Here is an 18,106-nt window from a genome sequence, read left to right on the forward strand (position 1 = left end):
CGGTCAGACAGTTGTCCCCGAGGCGTCCGGGGACTCAGCGCTCGATGTCGACCACCAGGCGGGTCGGGTTCTGCAGCAGGAACGCGGAGAATCCGCGGTCCGTGCCCTCCAGTCCGATCACGGACTGGGCCTGCCCCTCGAACTGCCCGGCAAAGGCCACGCCGGTGACCCCGGCCGCGGCATCGCCGGTCATCACACCCACAGGGGCCTCTTCCATGTCGGTCTCGGTGGGCAGGACCTGACCGTGGATCATCACCTGGAGGAACGAGTCGCCGGAGACCTCTATGGGGAAGCCGCTGCCCTGCTGGGCAGGTGCGTCCACGTAGTCCACCGTGTAGCTGGGGGTGCCGCTGCCGTCGAGCTCGAAGACCACGCGGTCCTTGCCCTGGAAGTCACCCATGCGGATCTCGGAGACGACCAGCTGCGTGCGATCGGGGGAGGACTCGTCCGCCTCCGCGCTCTTGGGCGAGGAATCGGACGGGCCGTTCGACGGGTCGGCGGCCTCGGTCTCGTCCGGCGACAGGATGTCGGCCAGTGCGGCGGGAGACGAACCCGCGGTGGTGGTCTGACCGGAGACGGGGGCATCGGTCGAGGAGTCGGCCCCGCACCCCGCCAGCCCCAGCGACGCGGCGGCGGTGAGAGCGGCGGCCGCGGCAAGGCGGCGATGTCGAATACGCATACTCCCAGGCTAGATCCCTCCAGTCACTTTTGTCCCACAAGGTGGCTACAGTTACACATCCTTGTCCCGTGGGGCACCATGGGGGCGTGTCAATCATCGATTCCGCCGCACAGCCGAGCTGGTGCTCCTTCCAGTCCGACGACGAACCGCCGGCAGGGACCGCCGCCCACGAGACCTCGTGGATCCTGTTGGAGGTTCCCGGACGCTGGGGACGCGACATCTTCGACGGTGAGGCATTGGGCGAGGAGCTGTCCGAGCGGCTCAGGAAGCACGTCGCGGACTGCGGATCCCGCATGCTGTTCATCCGGCGCCCCGGACGCGAGGGCCAACGCATCGACCGCCACCGCTTCTATCTCTGCGACACCCGGCCGGGTAGCCGCAGCATCCGCGTGGGCAGGGTCGAGGGACCTGAGGACATGCTCGATCTGGATCTCTCGCCCGGCGGAGACGTGCCGGGAACCCGCGAGGTCATGGCGCCGGTCCCGCTGGTGTGCACCCATGCCAAGCGCGATCAGTGCTGTGCCGTTCGCGGTCGACCCGTCGCGGCCGTACTCGACGAACAGGTGGGGGAGCGCCTGCGCGATCTCGATCCCGAGGCCGCGGTGTGGGAGTGCTCGCATACCGGAGGGCACCGCTTCGCACCGGTCCTGCTGCTGCCCGGCACCGGTTACACGTACGGCCCCGCGGAGACCGACCTGGCGGTCCGGATCGTCGAGGCGGAGTTGGACGGCAGGGTCGTCACCGAGCATCTGCGTGGTCGCAGCACGTGGCCGCCGGCCGGGCAGGTCGCGGAAGTGGCGGTCCGGGACGCCGATGTGGATGCGGGGATCGACGACCTCGTCGTCGACATCGACCCCGATAGCCCCCACGTCGCGGTTGTCCGGCACACCGACGGGCGTGCGTGGCGCGTCGAGACCGGCACCCGGCCCCTCCCGGCCCGCTCGCAGAGCTGCCGCAAGCCGCCCACCGATGCCAAGGCATGGGTCGTGGAGTCCCTCACCGCGCTCTGACCACGGGCACTCTTCCCGCCGCGGGCTGCACCCGCAGCGGGCAGGTGGTGCACGGTGAACTGGTACCACGGACCCAAGAGCTGGTCGGAACTCGAACGGGTGCTGTCCGGCCGGCCCAACCCGCGCGGGCCCGAGAATCCGCATCCGGGTGACGGCGGCGACACCCCGGCCTGGTCGCGTAAGCGGGGCGCGTACAGGGCCCCGGACCCGGCGGAGTCGAACGGGCAGGACCGCGTGCCGTACGCGGAACTGCATGCGCACACCGCGTTCAGTTTCCTCGACGGGGCCTCCTCTCCCGAGGCCATGGTCGAAGCCGCCGTCGAGCAGGGGCTCACCGCGCTCGCGATCACCGACCATGACGGGATGTACGGGGTCGTGCGCTTCGCCGAGGCAGCCGCGGAGCTCGGGCTGCCCACCGTGTTCGGGGCGGAACTATCCCTGCCCGGAGACGAACACCTCCTCGTCCTGGCCCGAGGGCAGGAGGGCTACCGACGGCTCTCGCGTGCCATCGCCCACGCCCACCTGCGCGGCGGGGCCAAGAGCGAACCGCGATACGAGATCACCGAACTCGCCGAGGCCGCCGGCGGGCACTGGTACATCCTCACCGGCTGCCGACTCGGCCGGGTGCGACGTGCCCTCGAGAGAAACGGCGCCGCAGCCGGCCACCACGACGTCGCGGCGGCCCGCACGGCGCTGGGCCAGCTCGTCGACCTGTTCGGACGGGACCGGGTGATCGTCGAGCTGACCTGCCACGGCGTTCCAGAAGACACCGAACGATGCGACGCGCTGGTCGGGCTCGCCGAGGAGGCGGGTCTTGTCGTCGTCGCCACCACCGCCGCACACTGCGCCGGCCCCCGGGACGCGCGTCTGGCCTCGGTCATGGCCGCTCTCGGCGCTCGTGACGCGCTGGAGAGCCACGCCGCCCACCTGCCCGCCGCCGGGGGTGCCTACCTGCGCTCGGGAGAGGAGATGGCCGACCTGTTCGAGCGCTGGCCCCACGCCGTGTCCGCCGCTGACCGGCTGGGCCGGGAGTGCGCCTTCGACCTCTCCCTCATCGCGCCCGAGCTGCCGCCCTTCGACGTCCCCGCAGACCACACCGAGGACAGCATGCTCGCCCACCACGCCTACGCCGGCGCCGCCCGCCGCTATGGCACCCGGGAACAGGCCCCCCAGGCGTACGCGCAGATCGATCGCGAACTGGAGGTGATCGCCGATCTCGGCTTCCCCGGGTACTTCCTCGTGGTCCACGACATCGTCGAGTTCTGTCGACGAGAGGGCATCCTCTGTCAGGGGCGGGGCTCGGCCGCCAACTCCGCCGTCTGCTATTCCCTGGGCATCACCAACGTCGACCCCGTGGGCGCCCACCTGCTGTTCGAGCGGTTCCTGTCCCCGGAACGCGACGGTCCACCAGACATCGACGTGGACATCGAATCCGGCCGGCGAGAAGAAGCCATCCAGTACGTCTACGCCCGCTACGGGCGCGAGCATGCCGCGCAGGTCGCCAACGTCATCACCTACCGCGGCCGGTCGGCAGTACGCGACGTCGCCCGCGCGCTCGGCTACTCCACCGGGCAGCAGGACGCCTGGTCCAAGAGCGTCGATCGCTGGTCAGGGCTGAAGAACCATGACCGGGAGACGGCCGAACGCACCATCCCCGAGGATGTGCTCGCGCTGGCCCGCAGACTCGTCGGCCTGCCGCGGCACCTGGGCATCCACTCCGGCGGCATGGTCATCTGCGACCGGCCCGTGGCCGATGTGGTGCCCGTCGAATGGGCGCGCATGCCCGGGCGGACCGTCCTGCAATGGGACAAGGACGACTGCGCTGCCGTCGGGCTGGTCAAGTTCGACCTGCTCGGGCTCGGGATGCTCACGGCCCTACGCCACGCCATCGACCTCGCGGCCGAACACAAAGACCTCGACGTGGATCTCGCCCAACTCGACCTGGCCGACCCGGAGGTCTACGAGATGCTGTGCCGCGGCGATTCGGTGGGCGTGTTCCAGGTGGAGTCCCGGGCCCAGATGGCCACCCTGCCCCGACTCAAACCGCGCACCTTCTACGACCTCGTGGTGGAGGTCGCGCTCATCCGACCCGGCCCCATTCAGGGCGGCTCCGTCCATCCCTACATCCGGCGGCGCAACGGTCTCGAGGAGCCGGTCTTCGACCACCCCGCGCTCAAACCCGTCCTCGGCCGGACCCTGGGCATCCCGTTGTTCCAGGAACAACTCATGCAGATCGCCACCGAGATCGCCGGCTTCACCGGAGCCGAAGCCGACCAACTGCGCCGCGCGATGGGCGCTAAACGCTCACCCGAGAAGATGGCCCGGCTGCGCGAGCGGTTCTTCACCGGCATGCGCGACCGGCACGGTATCGGTGCCAGCCCGCCCGGAACCCCAGACACCGGGCCCGAGGTGGGGGAGCGGATCTGGGAGAAGATGTGCGCGTTCGCCAACTACGGCTTCCCCGAGAGCCACTCGCAGTCCTTCGCCGCGATCGTCTATTACTCCGCGTGGTTCAAATGCCATCATCCGGCGATCTTCTGCGCCGCCCTGCTGCGCAGCCAGCCCATGGGGTTCTACTCGCCCCAGTCACTGGTCGCCGATGCCCGGCGGCACGGGGTCACCGTGCACAGGCCGTGCGTCAACCGCTCCCTCGGCGGCGCCACCTGCGAGAACCAGGGAACCGAGGTGCGGCTCGGACTGGAATCGGTGCGGGCCATCGGCTCCGACCTGGCCGCCACCATCGCCGACCAACGCGACACCCACGGCCCGTACACCTCCGCCGGTGACCTCGCCGGACGCACCGGTCTGAGCGTCCGGCAGATGGAGGCCCTGGCCACCGCCGGCGCACTCGACTGTCTCGGTACCGGTGGGCGGCGGGCGGCACTGTGGTCGGCGGCCACCGCGGCCCGTGAGAAGCCCGGCATGCTGCCCGGTCTCAGTCAGGTCGACGCCCCTGCTCTACCCGGGATGAGCGTCCTCGAACTCACCTCCGCCGACCTCACCGCCACCGGCATCAGCCCCGAGGAGTACCCGACCATCCACGCCCGCCCCTGGCTCGACTCCCAAGGCGTGTCCACCACCGCCGGCCTCGCGCACGTCCCCGACGGCAGTCGTGTCCAGGTGGCCGGGGCCGTCACCCACCGGCAACGGCCCGCCACCGCAGAGGGGGTGACCTTCCTCAGCCTCGAGGACGAGACCGGCATGACCAACATCGTGTGCTCGGTCGGGCTCTGGGCGCGCTACCGGCCCGTCGTCTCCTCGGCCCCGGCGCTCATCATCCGCGGCACCGTCGAGAACCGTTCCGGAGCGGTCAGCGTGGTGGCCGACAAGGTCGAACGGCTCCATCTCGGGCTGGCGATCGGGCGCAGCCGGGACTTCCGGTGACGGGGCAAGAGCGGCGCGGGGTCAGGCGTGGCGGGGCGCCGCGATCGCGCGCACGCTGGCGACCGCACACAGCAGCCAGATGGCGATCAGTACCGCCACCGTCAGCAGGCTCGCCCACTGCCAGCCCAGGAAGTACGAGCCCAGCCCGCACGTCGACAACGGATAGGCCATCGCCCACCAACCGGTATTGAACGGCATCCGCGCCACGAACCCGCGGATCGTCACGAACACCGCATATGCGCCCAGGCCCGCACCCGCGACCAGCACCACCGCGCTGTACACGCGGGCGAGGCCGGACAGTGACGGGCCCGACAACACCTGCGCCGCAGCCGCCGATTGGCCGATGATCCCCAGCGGAATCCACGTGGTGGTCGACAGTGCCACCGGCACGGGAGTGCGGAACCAGGCGTGGTGGTAGGCCAACACGATCACCGCGACCCCCAGAACCAGGGCCACCACGAAGCAGACCACGCAGGCGCCGACCAGGATCGACCGGATCGCCTCGGACTTGACCTGCTTTGCGATCACCCCGCCGGCGGTCGCCGAGACCATCGGCGGCACCATCGGCAACGCCCAGGTGGGGAGCGGATGGGCAGGGCGTCTCGAGATCAGCCACACCGCGAAACCCAACGCCGTGGCCAGACCGAGCACCGTGCCGGCGCCCCAGAGCGCGGCATCCACCCCGAACGCGACGGACGCCAGAGACGGAACCCGGGTCTCGGTCACGACGAACGTCGCCGACCCCACCGCCAACAGGCCCATCGAGACCATGCCCCACAGCGGCACCATCGTGGCGTCCCGAACCGACCGTGACCACTCTTGCGGATCGCGGGCGATCGAGCGGGCGAACCCCGAGCCCAGGCCGATGAGCATCACCCAGCCGAGGACGAGCATCACGACGGCACCCGTCGCGAACCCCGGCACGGCGTCCGCGTGCAGCTGCAGCAGAGTCGACAGGCCGCCGGTGCCCATGACGGCCCCGAACCACGCGGGGCCGGGCCCGGGTACAGCGGTCCCCGGGGCTGACTGTCCTGCTCCGGGGGTCGAGGGCACCAGGACACTATGCCTGCATCGCGTCGTCGTCGGGAAACCGGGGGCGGTAGGCGGGATCCACGCGTGAGGACGCCTCGGTGGGGGAGAAACTCGTCGATGAGACAGTCGACGCCAGCGCGCCGGCGTAGGTTCACACGGCATGAGCGCCTCCACCGCTGACAGTGCCGCCGACCATGACGCCGCGAGTCATGGCGTGACCGCCGCCGAGCTCGATGAATTGCGTGCCCGACTGGGCTCTACCCAGCTACTCACCGACCCAGACGTGCTCGAGGGCTATCGCCAGGACTGGGCCAAGGCGCCCCACCCGGGCATGCCGCTGGCGGTCGTCCGAGCCCGCACCACCGAGGACGTCCGGGAGGTCATGCGCTGGGCCAGCACCCACGGCGTGCCCGTCGTTCCCCGGGGTGCCGGCTCGGGCCTGTCCGGCGGTGCGACGGCTGTAGAGGGCGGGATCGTGTTGTCGACGGAGCTGATGCGGGCGATCGAGGTGGATCCCGTCACCCGTACCGCCACCGTGCAGCCGGGCCTGTACAACGCCGAGGTCAAGGCGGCCGTCGCCGAACACGGCCTGTGGTACCCGCCGGACCCGTCGTCGTACGAGATCTGCTCGATCGGCGGCAACATCGCCACCAACGCCGGCGGCCTGTGTTGCGTGAAGTACGGCGTGACCACCGACTACGTGCTGGGAATGACCGTCGTCCTGGCCGACGGCACCGCGGTCCGTCTCGGCGGCGCGCGCCTCAAGGACACCGCCGGACTCAGCCTGACCAAGCTGTTCGTCGGTAGCGAGGGCACGCTCGGGATCGTCACCGAGATCATCGTGCGACTCCTCCCGGAGCAGCCGCCGCGCTCCACCGTCGTGGGGATCTTCCCCGACGTGGTGGCGTGCAGTGAGGCGGTGCTGGCGATCACCAGCCGCATCCGCCCGGCGATGCTCGAGTTCATGGACAACGTCTCGATCCGCGCCGTCGAGGCCGACCTGCGGATGGGGCTCGACACCTCGGCCGGGGCGATGCTGCTCGCGCAGTCCGACCTCACCGGCGCCGACCGTGCGGCCGAGACCGAGCTCATCTCCGAGGCGTTCCGCGCGAACGGCGCAACCGAGGTGTTCGCCACCGACGACCCGGATGAGGGCGAACAGTTCACCGTCGCCCGCCGCGCCGCGTTCACCAGCCTGGGCAAGGTCGGCTCGCTGCTGCTCGAGGACGTCGGCGTGCCGCTGCCTGCGCTTCCGCAGCTCGTCGCCGGCATCGAGGAGATCTCCGCCCGCCGCGACATCCCGATCGCGCTGGTCGCCCACGCCGGTGACGGCAACACCCACCCGATCATCGTTCTGGAGGACGACGACCCCGACCGGGCCGCCCGCGCCCAGCTGGCGTTCGGCGAGGTCATGGACCTGGCGATCGGCATGGGCGGAACCATCACCGGTGAGCACGGCGTCGGCCGGCTCAAGGCCCTGTGGCTGCCCGTCCAGCTCGGCGAGGACGTCATGGACCTGAGTCGGCGCATCAAGACCGCACTCGACCCGCAGGGCATCCTCAACCCTGGTGTGATGTTCTAACCGGGACCGCCCCCGAGCCGCAGTGCCGCAGTGCCGCAGGGCCGACTGGCCGACGGACGGGGCCGAAAGCCGAGTTGCAAGACATGCACACGAAGCTGCAAGACCGCAGGTGCGATTAGAGGAGCAGAGAACGCGCCAGAAGTCTTGCGACCGGGATGGGACGTCTTGCAACCGGGTGGCGTGGGGCCGGGCTGCAGGGCCGGGCTGCAGGGCCGGGCAATGCTGGGCCGGGCAATGCTGGGCCAGGCCGGGCGGCGTCGTGCGAATGGCGGGAGAACCGCCGACCGCAGCAGAGGCCCTAAGACGCAACGGCCACACTGACACGAGCGGCCCTCGCACCGCCGGGCCCGGATCTCAGGTGCGAACCGGGGGATCTCCCCGATGTGCCCGACGACCCGCCGGGCGACGATACCGACCATGGCCATTGATCGACTCCACCTGCTGCTGTACCGGGCGCTGCTGCTGACGACCGCCGTCGTCGCGGCGATCCTGGGCATCGCCGCCGGACTCGAGGCGCCCACCATCACGCCCGAGTTCCAGCTGACCGGCTACTGGCGGGCGTACGGCCTGCTCGTCTTCGCCGCCCTGTCCGCCTATCTCGGTGCCACCCCGCCCGGCGCCGCCGTGCTGTGGCTCGTGGTGATCTTCCACAAGGCGTCCATGACGATGACCGCCGTGCTCCTGCTGCGCCACGACGTCACGGGCGCGCCCGCGGCTGCTCTGATCGACGGGGTGATGGTGCTCGCCACTCTGGTGGCGCTCGGCCTGCGGGCCCCGGCTGCACGGGCACGCCGAGAAGCGCGGGAGAGTCGGGCCGCGCGGGAGCGCGCGCCGGCGTCGGCCGTCCGGACCGACCGCTGCGCGACGGGCACCCCGGCCAGCCGGGCCCGGCCCGCACTCGCCCATCGCGCCGCCTGAGTGACCGCGGGCCGAACGGGTGGACGGGGTGATGTCGTCGTCGTTGTCGTCGCGCCCCCGTAGGACTCGTGCGCGGCGGGGCTCAGGCCTCGTCGAGGCGCACCCGCACCGCCGCCGCGACGGGCGTGCCGACCTGCACCGGCTCGCCGCCAAGTGACACGGTGATGATCCCCAGCTCCACCTGGCGGGAGACCACGCGCACCGGCGAGTCGGGACGCAGGCCGATGTCGGCGAGGTGGCGCAGCACGGCGTTGTCGCGGTCGGAGACCCGCGTCACGACACCCGTAGAGCCTTCGCCGACGCTATCGAGGGGCGTGTCGCCGAGGGGGGCGACGCGACCGTCGCGCGTGGGGATGGGATCGCCGTGCGGGTCCCGCCGCGGGTGGTCGAGGAAGGCGTCGAGGGCGTCGACGAACCGGTCGGAGACCACGTGTTCGAGCGCGTCCGCCTCGGCGTGCACCGCGTCCCACGGGTAGTCCAGGCAGCGCGCCAGGAACGTCTCGATGATCCGGTGGCGCCGCACCATCGCCACCGCCAGCCAGCGGCCGGTCTCCGTCAACTCGACAGGCGCATAGGGGCGGTGCTCGGCCAGGCCCAGTGCCACAAGCTTGCGCACGCCCTCACTCACCGACGACGGCGACGCCCCCAGCCGCTCGGCCATCGCGCCCGAGGTCACGGGCTCGCCCCCGGCGCCCAGCGCGTGGGCGGCCATGAGATAGGCCTGGATGGTGGGGGTGAGATCCGCCAGGCGTAACGGCTGGTCGTCGTTCATGCCGCCATCATCCCCGATCGCCGTGCGCGTGCGCCCGCCAGCGCCCGTGGCACCACTCCGCGCCGGGGCGCGAACAACTGCGTGACGAGGAAGATGATCGCCTGGGTGAGGACGACGACGGGCCCGGGCGGGAGGTCGGCGTAGTAGCCGAAGTACAGGCCGGTCACGCCCCCGACAAGGGCGACGACGACGGCGAGGATCATCGTCCCCCGCATGGTGTCGGCCACGAGCTGGGCGGTCGCGCCGGGGATGATCAGGGTCGCCACGACCAGGATCACGCCCACCGACTGGACCCCCGCGACGGTCGCGGTGGCGAGCGTCGCCAACAGGAGTGCGGTGAGGGCGCGGGTGCGTAGGCCCAGGGCGTGGGCCTGGAGCCGGTCGAAGGCCAGCATGACGAGGTCGCGGCGGAAGGCCAGCAGCACGATCACCGTGAACGCCGACACCGCCAGCACCTGGATGAGGTCGGAGTCGCGGACGCCCAGCACGCTGCCGAACAGGATCGAGTGCAGGTCCTGCTGGCTGGGGAAGCGGGCGACGAGCACCAGGCCGAGCGAGAACAGGGCGGTGAACACGATGCCCATCGCGGCGTCCTCGCGGACGGTGCCGGCCTCGCGGACCCCGCCGATAAGCGTGACCGCCACGAGCGCCGCGAGAAGCGCGCCGACGGCGAACGGGATCCCGGTCATCGCCGCGATCACCACGCCCGGCAACACGGCGTGCGAGACCGCATCACCCATCAGTGACCAGCCCATGTGGACCAGCCAGCAGCTCAGCAGCGCGCCGGCGACCCCGGAGGCCGCCACCACGAGCAGGGCGCGGCGCATGAACTCGTACGACATCGGCTCGAGAAGGAGATCGATCACGGTAGGGCCTCCTCGGCGGTGTGGTCGGCTGCGGTGGCCGCCGCGGGTGGGCGCGCGCCGAGCAGTGTCGACAGGATCTGGGGGGTAGTGGTCTCGGTGACCGGGCCGTGCGCCACGAGCCGCCCGTTGAGCAGCGCGACCGAGTCGGCCAGTCGCTCGACCGTGCCGAGGTGGTGGGTGGAGATCAGGGCGGTGCGGCCGGCGGCCGTGAGCTCACGCAGAACGTCGATGTAGACCTCCTCGCTGCCGGCGTCCATGCCGTTGAACGGCTCGTCCAGCAGCAGCAGGTCGGCCTCCTGGGCCAGGCAGCGGGCCAGGAGGACGCGGCGCCGCTGGCCGCCCGAGAGTTCGCCGATGCGCCGCGAGGCCACCCTGGTCAGCCCCACGCGGCCGAGCGCCTCGGCCACCGCGTCCCGGTCCTCGGCGGACGGTCGGCGCCACGCCCCGGTGAACCTGCGCCGGCCCTGCATGACCACCTCGGCAGCGGTGATGGGGAAGCCCTCGTCGAGCGCGTCCTTCTGGGGGACCGTCGACACCCTGCCGCTGCGCAACGCCTTCCGCACCGGCTGCCCGAGTATGCGTACGGCCCCGGCGGTCGGGGTGACCAGGCCGAGCAGGGTCTGCAGCAGGGTCGACTTGCCGGATCCGTTGGGGCCGAGCAGCACGGTGATCTCGCCGGACGGCACGGTCAGTGAGACGGAGTCGAGTGCGCGCACCTGGCCGCGGTCCACGGTGAGGCCGGTGACCACCGCAGCGGGCGGCCCGGTGTGCGGTGAGTAGGGCAGTGGCTGCACGGTCATGCGGTCAGCTCCCGGGTGATGGTGTGGAGGTCGTGGTCGAGCAGGTCGAGATAGGTGGGCACGGGGCCGGTCTCGGCGGACAGTGAGTCGACGTACAGCAGGCCCGCCACACGGCTGCCGCTCTCGGACGCGACCTGCTCCATGGCGTCGCCGGAGACGGTCGACTCGCAGAACAGGGCGGGCACCTCGCGCTCACGGACCTCGTCGATGAGCGCGGTGACCTGCCGCGGCAGCCCCTGGTTCTCGCTGTTGACCGGCCAGAGGTACAGCTCCTCGAGCCCCAGGTCGCGCGCGAGGTAGGAGAAGGCGCCCTCGCAGGTCACGAGCACGCGCCGCTCGGGCGGGATGGTCGCGACGGCGTCCCGCGCCCGTTCGGCGAGTGCCTCGAGTTCGGCGGTGTAGGCGTCGGCGCGGGCGGTGTACCCGGCGGCGCCGGCGGGATCGATCTCCCCGAGAGCGTCGGCGATCACGCGGATGTACGCGGCCCCGTCGGTGGGGGACATCCAGGCGTGCGGGTTGGGGTGGCCGACCGAGTTGCCCGACCTGACGGGCTCGGGGGCGATGCCGTCGGTCGTCACGACGTGCCGGGCGCCCGTGCCGTCGATGAACCGCAGCAGCCAGTCGTCCAGGCCGAGGCCGTTGCTGATCACCAGGTCCGCGCCTTCGACGCGCCGGAGGTCGCCGGCGGTGGGCTCGTAGTAATGCACGTCGGCGCCGGGGGTGGTGACCGACTCGACCTGTACGCGGTCACCGCCGACGACGCGCGCCATGTCGGCGAGGATCGTGAAGGTGGTGGCTACGACCAGTCGGTCGTCGGTGTCGACGAACTCGGCGCGGTCGTCGATGTCCCCGCCGGGCGTGGTCGGAACCGCACACCCGGCCGTCAGCGACAGGGCCAGCGGAAGCGCCAGGGCCGCCGCGGCGATGCGCCGGGGGAGGGCGGGTGCCGCCGCGCAGGCCGCACGGATCCTGGCAACGACGACCGCGACGACGACGACGGCGTCACCGGCGACTCGGCCACCCGGGTGGTTACGGGTGCCGGCCGTGCGAGATTTCGGCATACCGAAACTCTAAATCATGGGGACTGGAAACTCACATCGCCCTGATAGTCGAACTGGCGCCACGCCTCGTAGACGGCCACCGCGGCGGCGTTGGACAGGTTCATCGAGCGGCGGCCCGGCAGCATGGGTATGCGAACTCTCGCGGTGACCCTGTCGTCGTCGAGCACCTCCCGGGCGAGCCCTGTGGGCTCCGGTCCGAACAGCAGGACATCGCCCGGTTCGAACCTCACGTCCGGTAGCGACATGTCGGCGCGCGCGGTGAACGCGACGACCCGCGCCGGCAGCAGGCGCTCGTACGCGGCCTCGAGGTTCTCGTGGACCTCGACATGGGCGAGGTCGTGATAGTCCAGCCCCGCCCGACGCAGATGCTTCTCGGACAGGTCGAAACCCAACGGGCCGGCCAGATGCAGCTCGCAGCCCGCGCCCGCGGCCATCCGGATCGCATTGCCGGTGTTGGGCGGGATGCAGGGTCGGTCGAACAACACTCGTACAGCCGCTCCGGTCATGTCCGGCATTCTCGCAGTGCCGTGCCTGCGCGCCCGCCGTGGAATGGGATACTGGCAGCCGTGACCGCGATCAAGCTGGACGGCAAGCTCACCCGCGACGAGATCGTCGCCGACCTCACCACGCGCGTGGACGCGCTCCGGGACCAGGGAATCACCCCCGGGCTCGGCACCGTGCTCGTCGGCGACGACCCGGGCAGCCAGTCCTACGTCAAGATGAAGCACCGCGACTGCGAGCAGGTCGGCATCGCCTCCATCAGGCGCGATCTGCCGGCCGAGACCACGCAGGCCGAGCTCGAGGCCGTGATCGACGAGCTCAATGCCGACCCCGCGTGTACCGGGTACATCGTGCAACTGCCGCTGCCGAAGCACCTGGACGAGAACGCGATCCTCGAGCGCATCGACCCGGCCAAGGACGCCGACGGGCTCCACCCGGTCAACCTCGGCAAGCTCGTGCTGGGCGAGCCCGCCCCGTTGCCGTGCACCCCGAACGGGTGTATCCGGCTGCTGCGTCGCTTCGGCGTGGAGCTGAACGGCGCGCACGTCGTGGTGATCGGCCGCGGCGTCACGGTCGGGAGGCCGATCGGGCTGATGCTGACCCGTCGCAGCGAGAACTCGACGGTCACGCTGTGCCACACCGGCACCCGCGACCTGGCCGCCGAGACCCGCCGTGCCGACGTGATCGTGGCCGCCGCGGGCGTGCCGCACATGCTCACCCCGGACATGGTCTCCCCCGGCGCCGCCGTGCTCGACGTGGGCGTGTCCCGCCTCGACGGCAAGCTCGCCGGCGACGTGCACCCCGACGTGTGGGAGGTGGCCGGCGCGATCTCGCCCAACCCCGGCGGCGTAGGACCGCTGACCCGGGCGTTCCTGCTGAGCAACGTGGTCGAGCGCTGCGAGCGGCTGGCCGCCGAGGCGTGAGGCCCGAATGACCCATCCCGCCCCCGACCGGCAACGGCCCCAGCGTGCCGATGCCGGCCCGTCGCGGACGCGGCCCGCCCGGCTGACGTGGGCGCAGGTACGGTCGCAGTGGCCGCTCGCGCTGGTGCTCATCGGTGTGGCGGTGGCACTCGGATTCGTGATTCTCGAGCGGTGGCGACGCGGCGCGTTCGTGCTGGGCATCGTGGCACTGGCGGCGGCGGCACTGCGGCTGGGCCTCTCGGATGAGCGGGCCCGGCTGCTCGGGGTGCGCTCCAAGCGCTTCGACGCGGCGTTCTACCTCGGCATCGGGGCGGTCATCCTGTGGCTGGCCACCTCGGTCGACTCCCTCGGCACCGGCTGACCCCGGCCTCTCGATCCCTTCATACTTTGCCTATCAAGCCCGCCGCCACCCATCGGATATCGCGCTGCCTGCCAAATCTGGCAGGCAGCGCGATATCGGATGGGTGACGTTCAGCCGGCGGCGCTCAGGGGTCACGCTGCGGCGTGACGAAGCACCCGTTTGATTCGTGTAGCGAGGGCATGGGGCTCCTCGAGATCGCGCCATCGCCAGTGCAGAACCCGGTAGCCGAGGGCCATGAGTTCGGCGTCCCGATCCTTCTCCTTGCCCAGGCGGCGCCGCGTCTCGGCGGGGGTCAGCCCGTCGAAGTACTTGCCGAAGCCGTCACATTCTCCGATCACCCCGTACTCGGACCAGAGGAAGTCCACGCGGGCGATCAGTACCCCGCGGGGGTTGCGGATCTCGACCTGTGTCTCAGGCTCAGGCAGCCCGAAGTCGCGGAAGATCAGTCGACTCAGAGTCTCGGCCACACTCTCGCTTCGTCCGTCGACTAGGCTCATCTTGTGTCGGGCACGCCTGATCCCGCGGCGACCCGCAGCCCCGTCCAGCGCACCATCGAGCGCCTCCCTCGTGACGATCTCGTTGTGCAGCGCAGCGTCGGCGGTCGTCACGGAGGTATCTCTGTTCGTCGACATCGCAATGTCCGTCACCGTCCGCGCAGGGGTGGTGACCCGCAAGCCGTCGACGGTCATCAGATGCCCCGACAGCTCGGGCACGGAGCGGAACGTGGTCAGTGCAGAGCTGCGCGTACGCGGCTCCGGCCCTTCCTCACACACTGTCACCTTTCGAAGCGGGAGCCCCCAGTCCGGGAGTCCGTGGATCAGGGCCGCGGAGGAGTGGGAGAACACCGGCGCGTCGAGGGCGATGTCCGCGGCCAGAACCGCCAGGAGGTGCCGGTCACGTCGTTGGAGTTCACGAGCTCGGCCGTCGACGAAGAACCCGGGTCTGAGCCGGATCAGTTCGCCGGACTCCACCGCGCGCCTCAAGGTGTGAGAAGTCATGCCCCGGCTGAGGAGCTGATCGGTGGTGAGAAGCATCGCGAGGAGATCTTCTGGAAAATTCATACCCTCGATGATCTCGACCGCCCAGCTGAGAACTCCCCTGAAAGAGACCGGCGGGATGCGGCGGGGCGAGTGCGGCGGAAAGATCGCGGCGCGGCGAGAGCGCGGGCAGAATGCGCCGGAGCAGGCCGCGTCAGCGGAGGCGCAGCGGGACGCCCTCGCGGATGTGCTCGCGGACATCGTCCGAGGTGATCAGGTAGCCCATCGCGACCAGCGCGAGCAACGAGAACACGGTGCCGACCACCGAGATGAACGTCAGACTGTCCAGCACCATGCGGGCCGCCGAACTCAATGCCAGCAGAGTCACGGCGGAGCTGATCACTACCAGCGACGCACGGTGGGCGCGCCACAGCAGCCCCGCGCCGACGATGAGCAGCAGCCCCAGCACCAGCGAGGACACGGCGGAGATGATCATCGGCCCGAATCCGGAGGTGTCGAAGCCGCCGGAGGCGGTGGCGGTCACGCCCAGCACGGTGGCGAACCCGATGGACACCCCGATGATTCCGAATCCCGCCGACAGCCCGGCGAGCACCATCGCGGCGGGCCGGGGTGTGTGGTCCGGGTCGCGGCCGGCTCCGGGGTGGGCGGGGTCGGGGTGGACGTTGTCGTCGTCGTTATATTCCGGCACGGTCACGCCAGTCCTCGGGAACGTTCGATCGTGTCCTGCTCGGACAACTCCATGGTGCGCGCGAGCATCGGACCCACCACATCGTCCTCGGTGAGGAAGCCGTCGTGCCCCGCGGGGCTCTCGATCACCACGAGGGGATCGGCGCCCGGCAGCAGCGCGGCCAGCTCCTCCTGCTGACGCAGCGGGTAGAGCCGGTCGGTGGTCACGCCGCCGATCACACACGGCACCGGGCAGGAGTGCAGTGCCTCCTCGACGCCCCCGCGGTCCAGGCCCACGTCGTGACGGTTGAGCGCGTCGGTCAGCAGCACATAGGTGCAGGCGTCGAAGCGGGAGACGAGCTTGCCGGCCTGGTGGTCGAGGTACGACTGCACGGCGAAGCGACCGGACATTGACAGGTCCTCGGCGCGCGGATTCTCACCGGGCTGGGGCCGGTTGGAAAAGCGTTCGTCGAGCTCCACCTCGCCGCGGTACGACAGGTGGGCGATGCGGCGGGCGATGCCCAGACCGGTCACCGGCGTGCGACCGGTGCCGTGATAGCCACCCTGCTGCCAGTGGGGGTCGGAGGTGACGGCCATGATCTGTGCCGTCTGGATGCCGATCTGATCCGCCGACGCGCGCGCGCCCACGGCCAGGACGCAGGCCGCGCGGACACGCTCGGGATGGGTGATCATCCACTCGAGCGTGCGGGCCCCACCCATCGACCCGCCGATCACCGCAGCCCAACGCTCGATGCCCAGCAGGTCGGCGAGCATCCGCTCGGAGGCGACCATGTCCCGCACGGAGACGGCGGGGAAGCGGGCGCCCCAGTAGTGGCCGTCGGGGTGCAGTGAGCTCGGCCCGGTCGACCCACGGCACCCACCCAGGACGTTGACGGACACCACGCAGTAGCGGTTGGTGTCCAGCGGCAGTCCGGGCCCCACCAGCCCGTTCCACCAACCCGGGGTGGGGTGCAGTGAGTCGACCGGCCCCACGACGTGCGAGTCGCCGGTCAACGCGTGCTCGACGAGCACCACGTTGGATCGATCCTCATTGACCCGCCCCCACCGCTGCACCGCGAGCGTCACCGCCGGGAGGACGACACCCGTGACCAGCGTGAGGTCGCCGATGGCGACGTGGCCGAGGGTGCCGTCACCCGGAGGTAGCAGCGCGAGCGGATCGGAGGCGGAGACCATGGGCGTGTGAGATCAGGAGATCGCGGCGAACCCGAGCTCGAGGTCGGCGATGATGTCCTCGACGGCCTCGATGCCCACCGACAGGCGGATGCTGGAGATGGACACCCCGGCGTTGGCGTTGGATTCCGGGGTGCCCTGTGAGTGGGTCGTGGTGGCCGGGTGGCTCACGAGCGACCGCACGTCACCGATGTTGACGAGGCAGGAGTGCAGCTTGAGCGCGTCGATGAACGACCAGGCCCGCTTCTTGAGGTCCTCGTCGGATGCGCCCTCGGGGGCGGTCAGCTCGAATGTGACGATCGCGCCGGCGCCCTTGGGGGAGATCTTCTTCTGGATGGCGTTCCAGGGCGAGGACGCCAGGCCGGCGTAGGAGACCGACGCGACGTCGCTGCGGGCCTCGAGCCACTCGGCGATCGTCTGCGCGTTGGACACGTGCCGCTCGACGCGCAGGCTCAGGGTGTCGATGCCCTGCGCGATGGCCCAGGCGTTGAACGGGCTCGGCGCGGCGCCGGTGTCACGCAGCAGTGTGACGCGGGCCTTGAGCGCCAGGGCCGGCGCGCCGAGGTCGGCGTAGACGGCGCCGTGGTAGGCGGGGTCCGGGGTGGTGAAGGACGGGTAGAGGTCCTCGCCGTCGCGCTGCGCGCGCCAGTCGAAGGAGCCGCCGTCGACCAGGACGCCGGCCAGCGAGGAGCCGTGGCCGCCGAGGTACTTGGTGGCGGAGATGACGACGACGTCGGCGCCCAGCTCCAGGGGACGGACCAGGTACGGGGTGGCCGTCGTGTTGTCCACGATGAGCGGCGCCTGGTTGCGGTGAGCGATCTCGGCGATGGCCGGGATGTCGAGCACGTCGTTGAGCGGGTTGGAGATCGTCTCGGCGTAGAACGCGCGCGTGTTGGGCCGGACGGCGGCCTGCCACGACTCGGGATCGTCCGGGTTCTCGACGAACGTGGTCTCGATGCCGTACTTGGGCAGGGTGTGGCGCAGCAGGGCATCGGTACCGCCGTAGAGGCGGGGCGAGGCCACGACGTGTCCGCCGGCCTGGAGGATCGACTGGATCGCCGCGGTCTCGGCGGCCTGTCCCGAGGCGAACATGGTCGCGGCGACGCCGCCCTCGAGGGAGGCGATACGCGCCTCGACCGCGGCGACGGTCGGGTTGGTGATGCGCGTGTAGATGGGGCCCATCTCGGACAGGGCGAACCGGTTGGCGGCCTGCTCGGCGTCCGCGAAGACGTACGAGGTGGTCTGGTAGATCGGCAGGTTGCGGGCGCCGGTGTCGGAGTCGACGGGCTGACCTGCGTGAACCTGGCGCGTCTCGAAGGCCCAGTCTGGATTGCTGTTGTCGTATGTCATAGGGGCCTGGCC

The 18,106-nt window shown here is 70.8% G+C and carries 17 protein-coding genes; 6 read left to right on the plus strand and 11 right to left on the minus strand.

Translation table 11 applies throughout. The features are described from left to right. Positions 1-34: 34 nt before the first annotated feature. Positions 35-679 (minus strand): AMIN-like domain-containing (lipo)protein, encoded by a 645-nt coding sequence (locus tag ACWGLC_RS06700; RefSeq protein WP_452099158.1) that lies wholly within the window; start codon positions 677-679, stop codon positions 35-37. Positions 680-765: 86 nt separating this feature from the next. On the opposite strand from ACWGLC_RS06700, the gene ACWGLC_RS06705 reads away from it, so the two are divergent. Both ACWGLC_RS06705 and ACWGLC_RS06710 read left to right on the plus strand, forming a co-directional pair. Further along, positions 766-1,689: a sucrase ferredoxin gene (locus tag ACWGLC_RS06705; protein ID WP_452099159.1), complete on the plus strand. Its 924-nt coding sequence runs from the start codon at positions 766-768 to the stop codon at positions 1,687-1,689. A gap of 54 nt (positions 1,690-1,743) precedes the next feature. Further along, positions 1,744-5,073: an error-prone DNA polymerase gene (locus tag ACWGLC_RS06710; protein WP_452099161.1), complete on the plus strand. Its 3,330-nt coding sequence runs from the start codon at positions 1,744-1,746 to the stop codon at positions 5,071-5,073. A 21-nt stretch (positions 5,074-5,094) separates the two neighbouring features. On the opposite strand, the gene ACWGLC_RS06715 is transcribed toward ACWGLC_RS06710, so the two are convergent. Then, positions 5,095-6,126 carry an SLAC1 family transporter gene (locus ACWGLC_RS06715; protein ID WP_452099162.1) on the minus strand — a complete coding sequence of 344 codons (1,032 nt, stop codon included), beginning with the start codon at positions 6,124-6,126 and terminating at the stop codon, positions 5,095-5,097. 139 nt (positions 6,127-6,265) lie between these two features. Between ACWGLC_RS06715 and ACWGLC_RS06720 the strand changes: the two genes are divergently transcribed. Both ACWGLC_RS06720 and ACWGLC_RS06725 read left to right on the plus strand, forming a co-directional pair. Further along, positions 6,266-7,687, plus strand: coding sequence for an FAD-binding oxidoreductase (locus ACWGLC_RS06720; protein ID WP_452099164.1), 1,422 nt, complete (start codon positions 6,266-6,268; stop codon positions 7,685-7,687). Between the two features lie 417 nt (positions 7,688-8,104). Next, a complete protein-coding gene (locus tag ACWGLC_RS06725; protein WP_452099165.1) occupies positions 8,105-8,605 on the plus strand; it encodes a hypothetical protein in 501 nt (166 codons plus the stop codon). Between the two features lie 82 nt (positions 8,606-8,687). Here the strand turns inward: ACWGLC_RS06725 and ACWGLC_RS06730 are convergent, their stop codons facing one another. From ACWGLC_RS06730 to ACWGLC_RS06750, 5 genes are read right to left on the minus strand one after another with little or no spacing between them, the layout of a single operon-like run. Then, entirely contained in the window at positions 8,688-9,377 is a 690-nt protein-coding gene (locus ACWGLC_RS06730; protein WP_452099166.1) for a metal-dependent transcriptional regulator, read from the minus strand. Then, positions 9,374-10,243, minus strand: a complete 870-nt coding sequence (locus ACWGLC_RS06735) for a metal ABC transporter permease (RefSeq protein ID WP_452099167.1) — start codon at positions 10,241-10,243, stop codon at positions 9,374-9,376. The genes ACWGLC_RS06730 and ACWGLC_RS06735 overlap by 4 nt, the downstream gene beginning before the upstream one ends. Continuing rightward, complete coding sequence (locus ACWGLC_RS06740) at positions 10,240-11,043, minus strand: metal ABC transporter ATP-binding protein (protein WP_452099168.1); 804 nt, start codon at positions 11,041-11,043, stop codon at positions 10,240-10,242. The genes ACWGLC_RS06735 and ACWGLC_RS06740 overlap by 4 nt, the downstream gene beginning before the upstream one ends. Next, positions 11,040-12,104 carry a metal ABC transporter substrate-binding protein gene (locus tag ACWGLC_RS06745; protein ID WP_452099169.1) on the minus strand — a complete coding sequence of 355 codons (1,065 nt, stop codon included), beginning with the start codon at positions 12,102-12,104 and terminating at the stop codon, positions 11,040-11,042. Before ACWGLC_RS06745 ends, ACWGLC_RS06740 begins: the two co-directional genes overlap by 4 nt. A 14-nt stretch (positions 12,105-12,118) precedes the next feature. Next, entirely contained in the window at positions 12,119-12,610 is a 492-nt protein-coding gene (locus ACWGLC_RS06750; protein WP_452099170.1) for a tRNA (cytidine(34)-2'-O)-methyltransferase, read from the minus strand. A 60-nt stretch (positions 12,611-12,670) separates the two neighbouring features. Here ACWGLC_RS06750 and ACWGLC_RS06755 point away from each other — a divergent pair, with 60 nt between their 5' ends. Together ACWGLC_RS06755 and ACWGLC_RS06760 are read left to right on the plus strand one after the other, a co-directional pair. Beyond that, complete coding sequence (locus ACWGLC_RS06755; protein WP_452099171.1) at positions 12,671-13,528, plus strand: bifunctional methylenetetrahydrofolate dehydrogenase/methenyltetrahydrofolate cyclohydrolase; 858 nt, start codon at positions 12,671-12,673, stop codon at positions 13,526-13,528. A gap of 7 nt (positions 13,529-13,535) precedes the next feature. Continuing rightward, positions 13,536-13,889: a DUF3017 domain-containing protein gene (locus ACWGLC_RS06760; protein WP_452099172.1), complete on the plus strand. Its 354-nt coding sequence runs from the start codon at positions 13,536-13,538 to the stop codon at positions 13,887-13,889. 131 nt (positions 13,890-14,020) lie between these two features. Here the strand turns inward: ACWGLC_RS06760 and ACWGLC_RS06765 are convergent, their stop codons facing one another. The 4 genes from ACWGLC_RS06765 to ACWGLC_RS06780 all read right to left on the minus strand — a co-directional run bounded on the left by ACWGLC_RS06765 (position 14,021) and on the right by ACWGLC_RS06780 (position 18,094). After that, positions 14,021-14,950: a type IV toxin-antitoxin system AbiEi family antitoxin domain-containing protein gene (locus ACWGLC_RS06765; RefSeq protein WP_452099173.1), complete on the minus strand. Its 930-nt coding sequence runs from the start codon at positions 14,948-14,950 to the stop codon at positions 14,021-14,023. Between the two features lie 130 nt (positions 14,951-15,080). Beyond that, positions 15,081-15,581: a hypothetical protein gene (locus ACWGLC_RS06770; RefSeq protein ID WP_452099174.1), complete on the minus strand. Its 501-nt coding sequence runs from the start codon at positions 15,579-15,581 to the stop codon at positions 15,081-15,083. Continuing rightward, positions 15,578-16,747, minus strand: a complete 1,170-nt coding sequence (metX, locus tag ACWGLC_RS06775) for a homoserine O-acetyltransferase MetX (RefSeq protein WP_452099175.1) — start codon at positions 16,745-16,747, stop codon at positions 15,578-15,580. The genes ACWGLC_RS06770 and metX overlap by 4 nt, the downstream gene beginning before the upstream one ends. A 12-nt stretch (positions 16,748-16,759) precedes the next feature. Beyond that, positions 16,760-18,094: an O-acetylhomoserine aminocarboxypropyltransferase/cysteine synthase family protein gene (locus ACWGLC_RS06780; protein WP_295652236.1), complete on the minus strand. Its 1,335-nt coding sequence runs from the start codon at positions 18,092-18,094 to the stop codon at positions 16,760-16,762. Positions 18,095-18,106 lie beyond the last annotated feature (12 nt).

Source organism: Dietzia sp. NPDC055877, assembly GCF_053615975.1.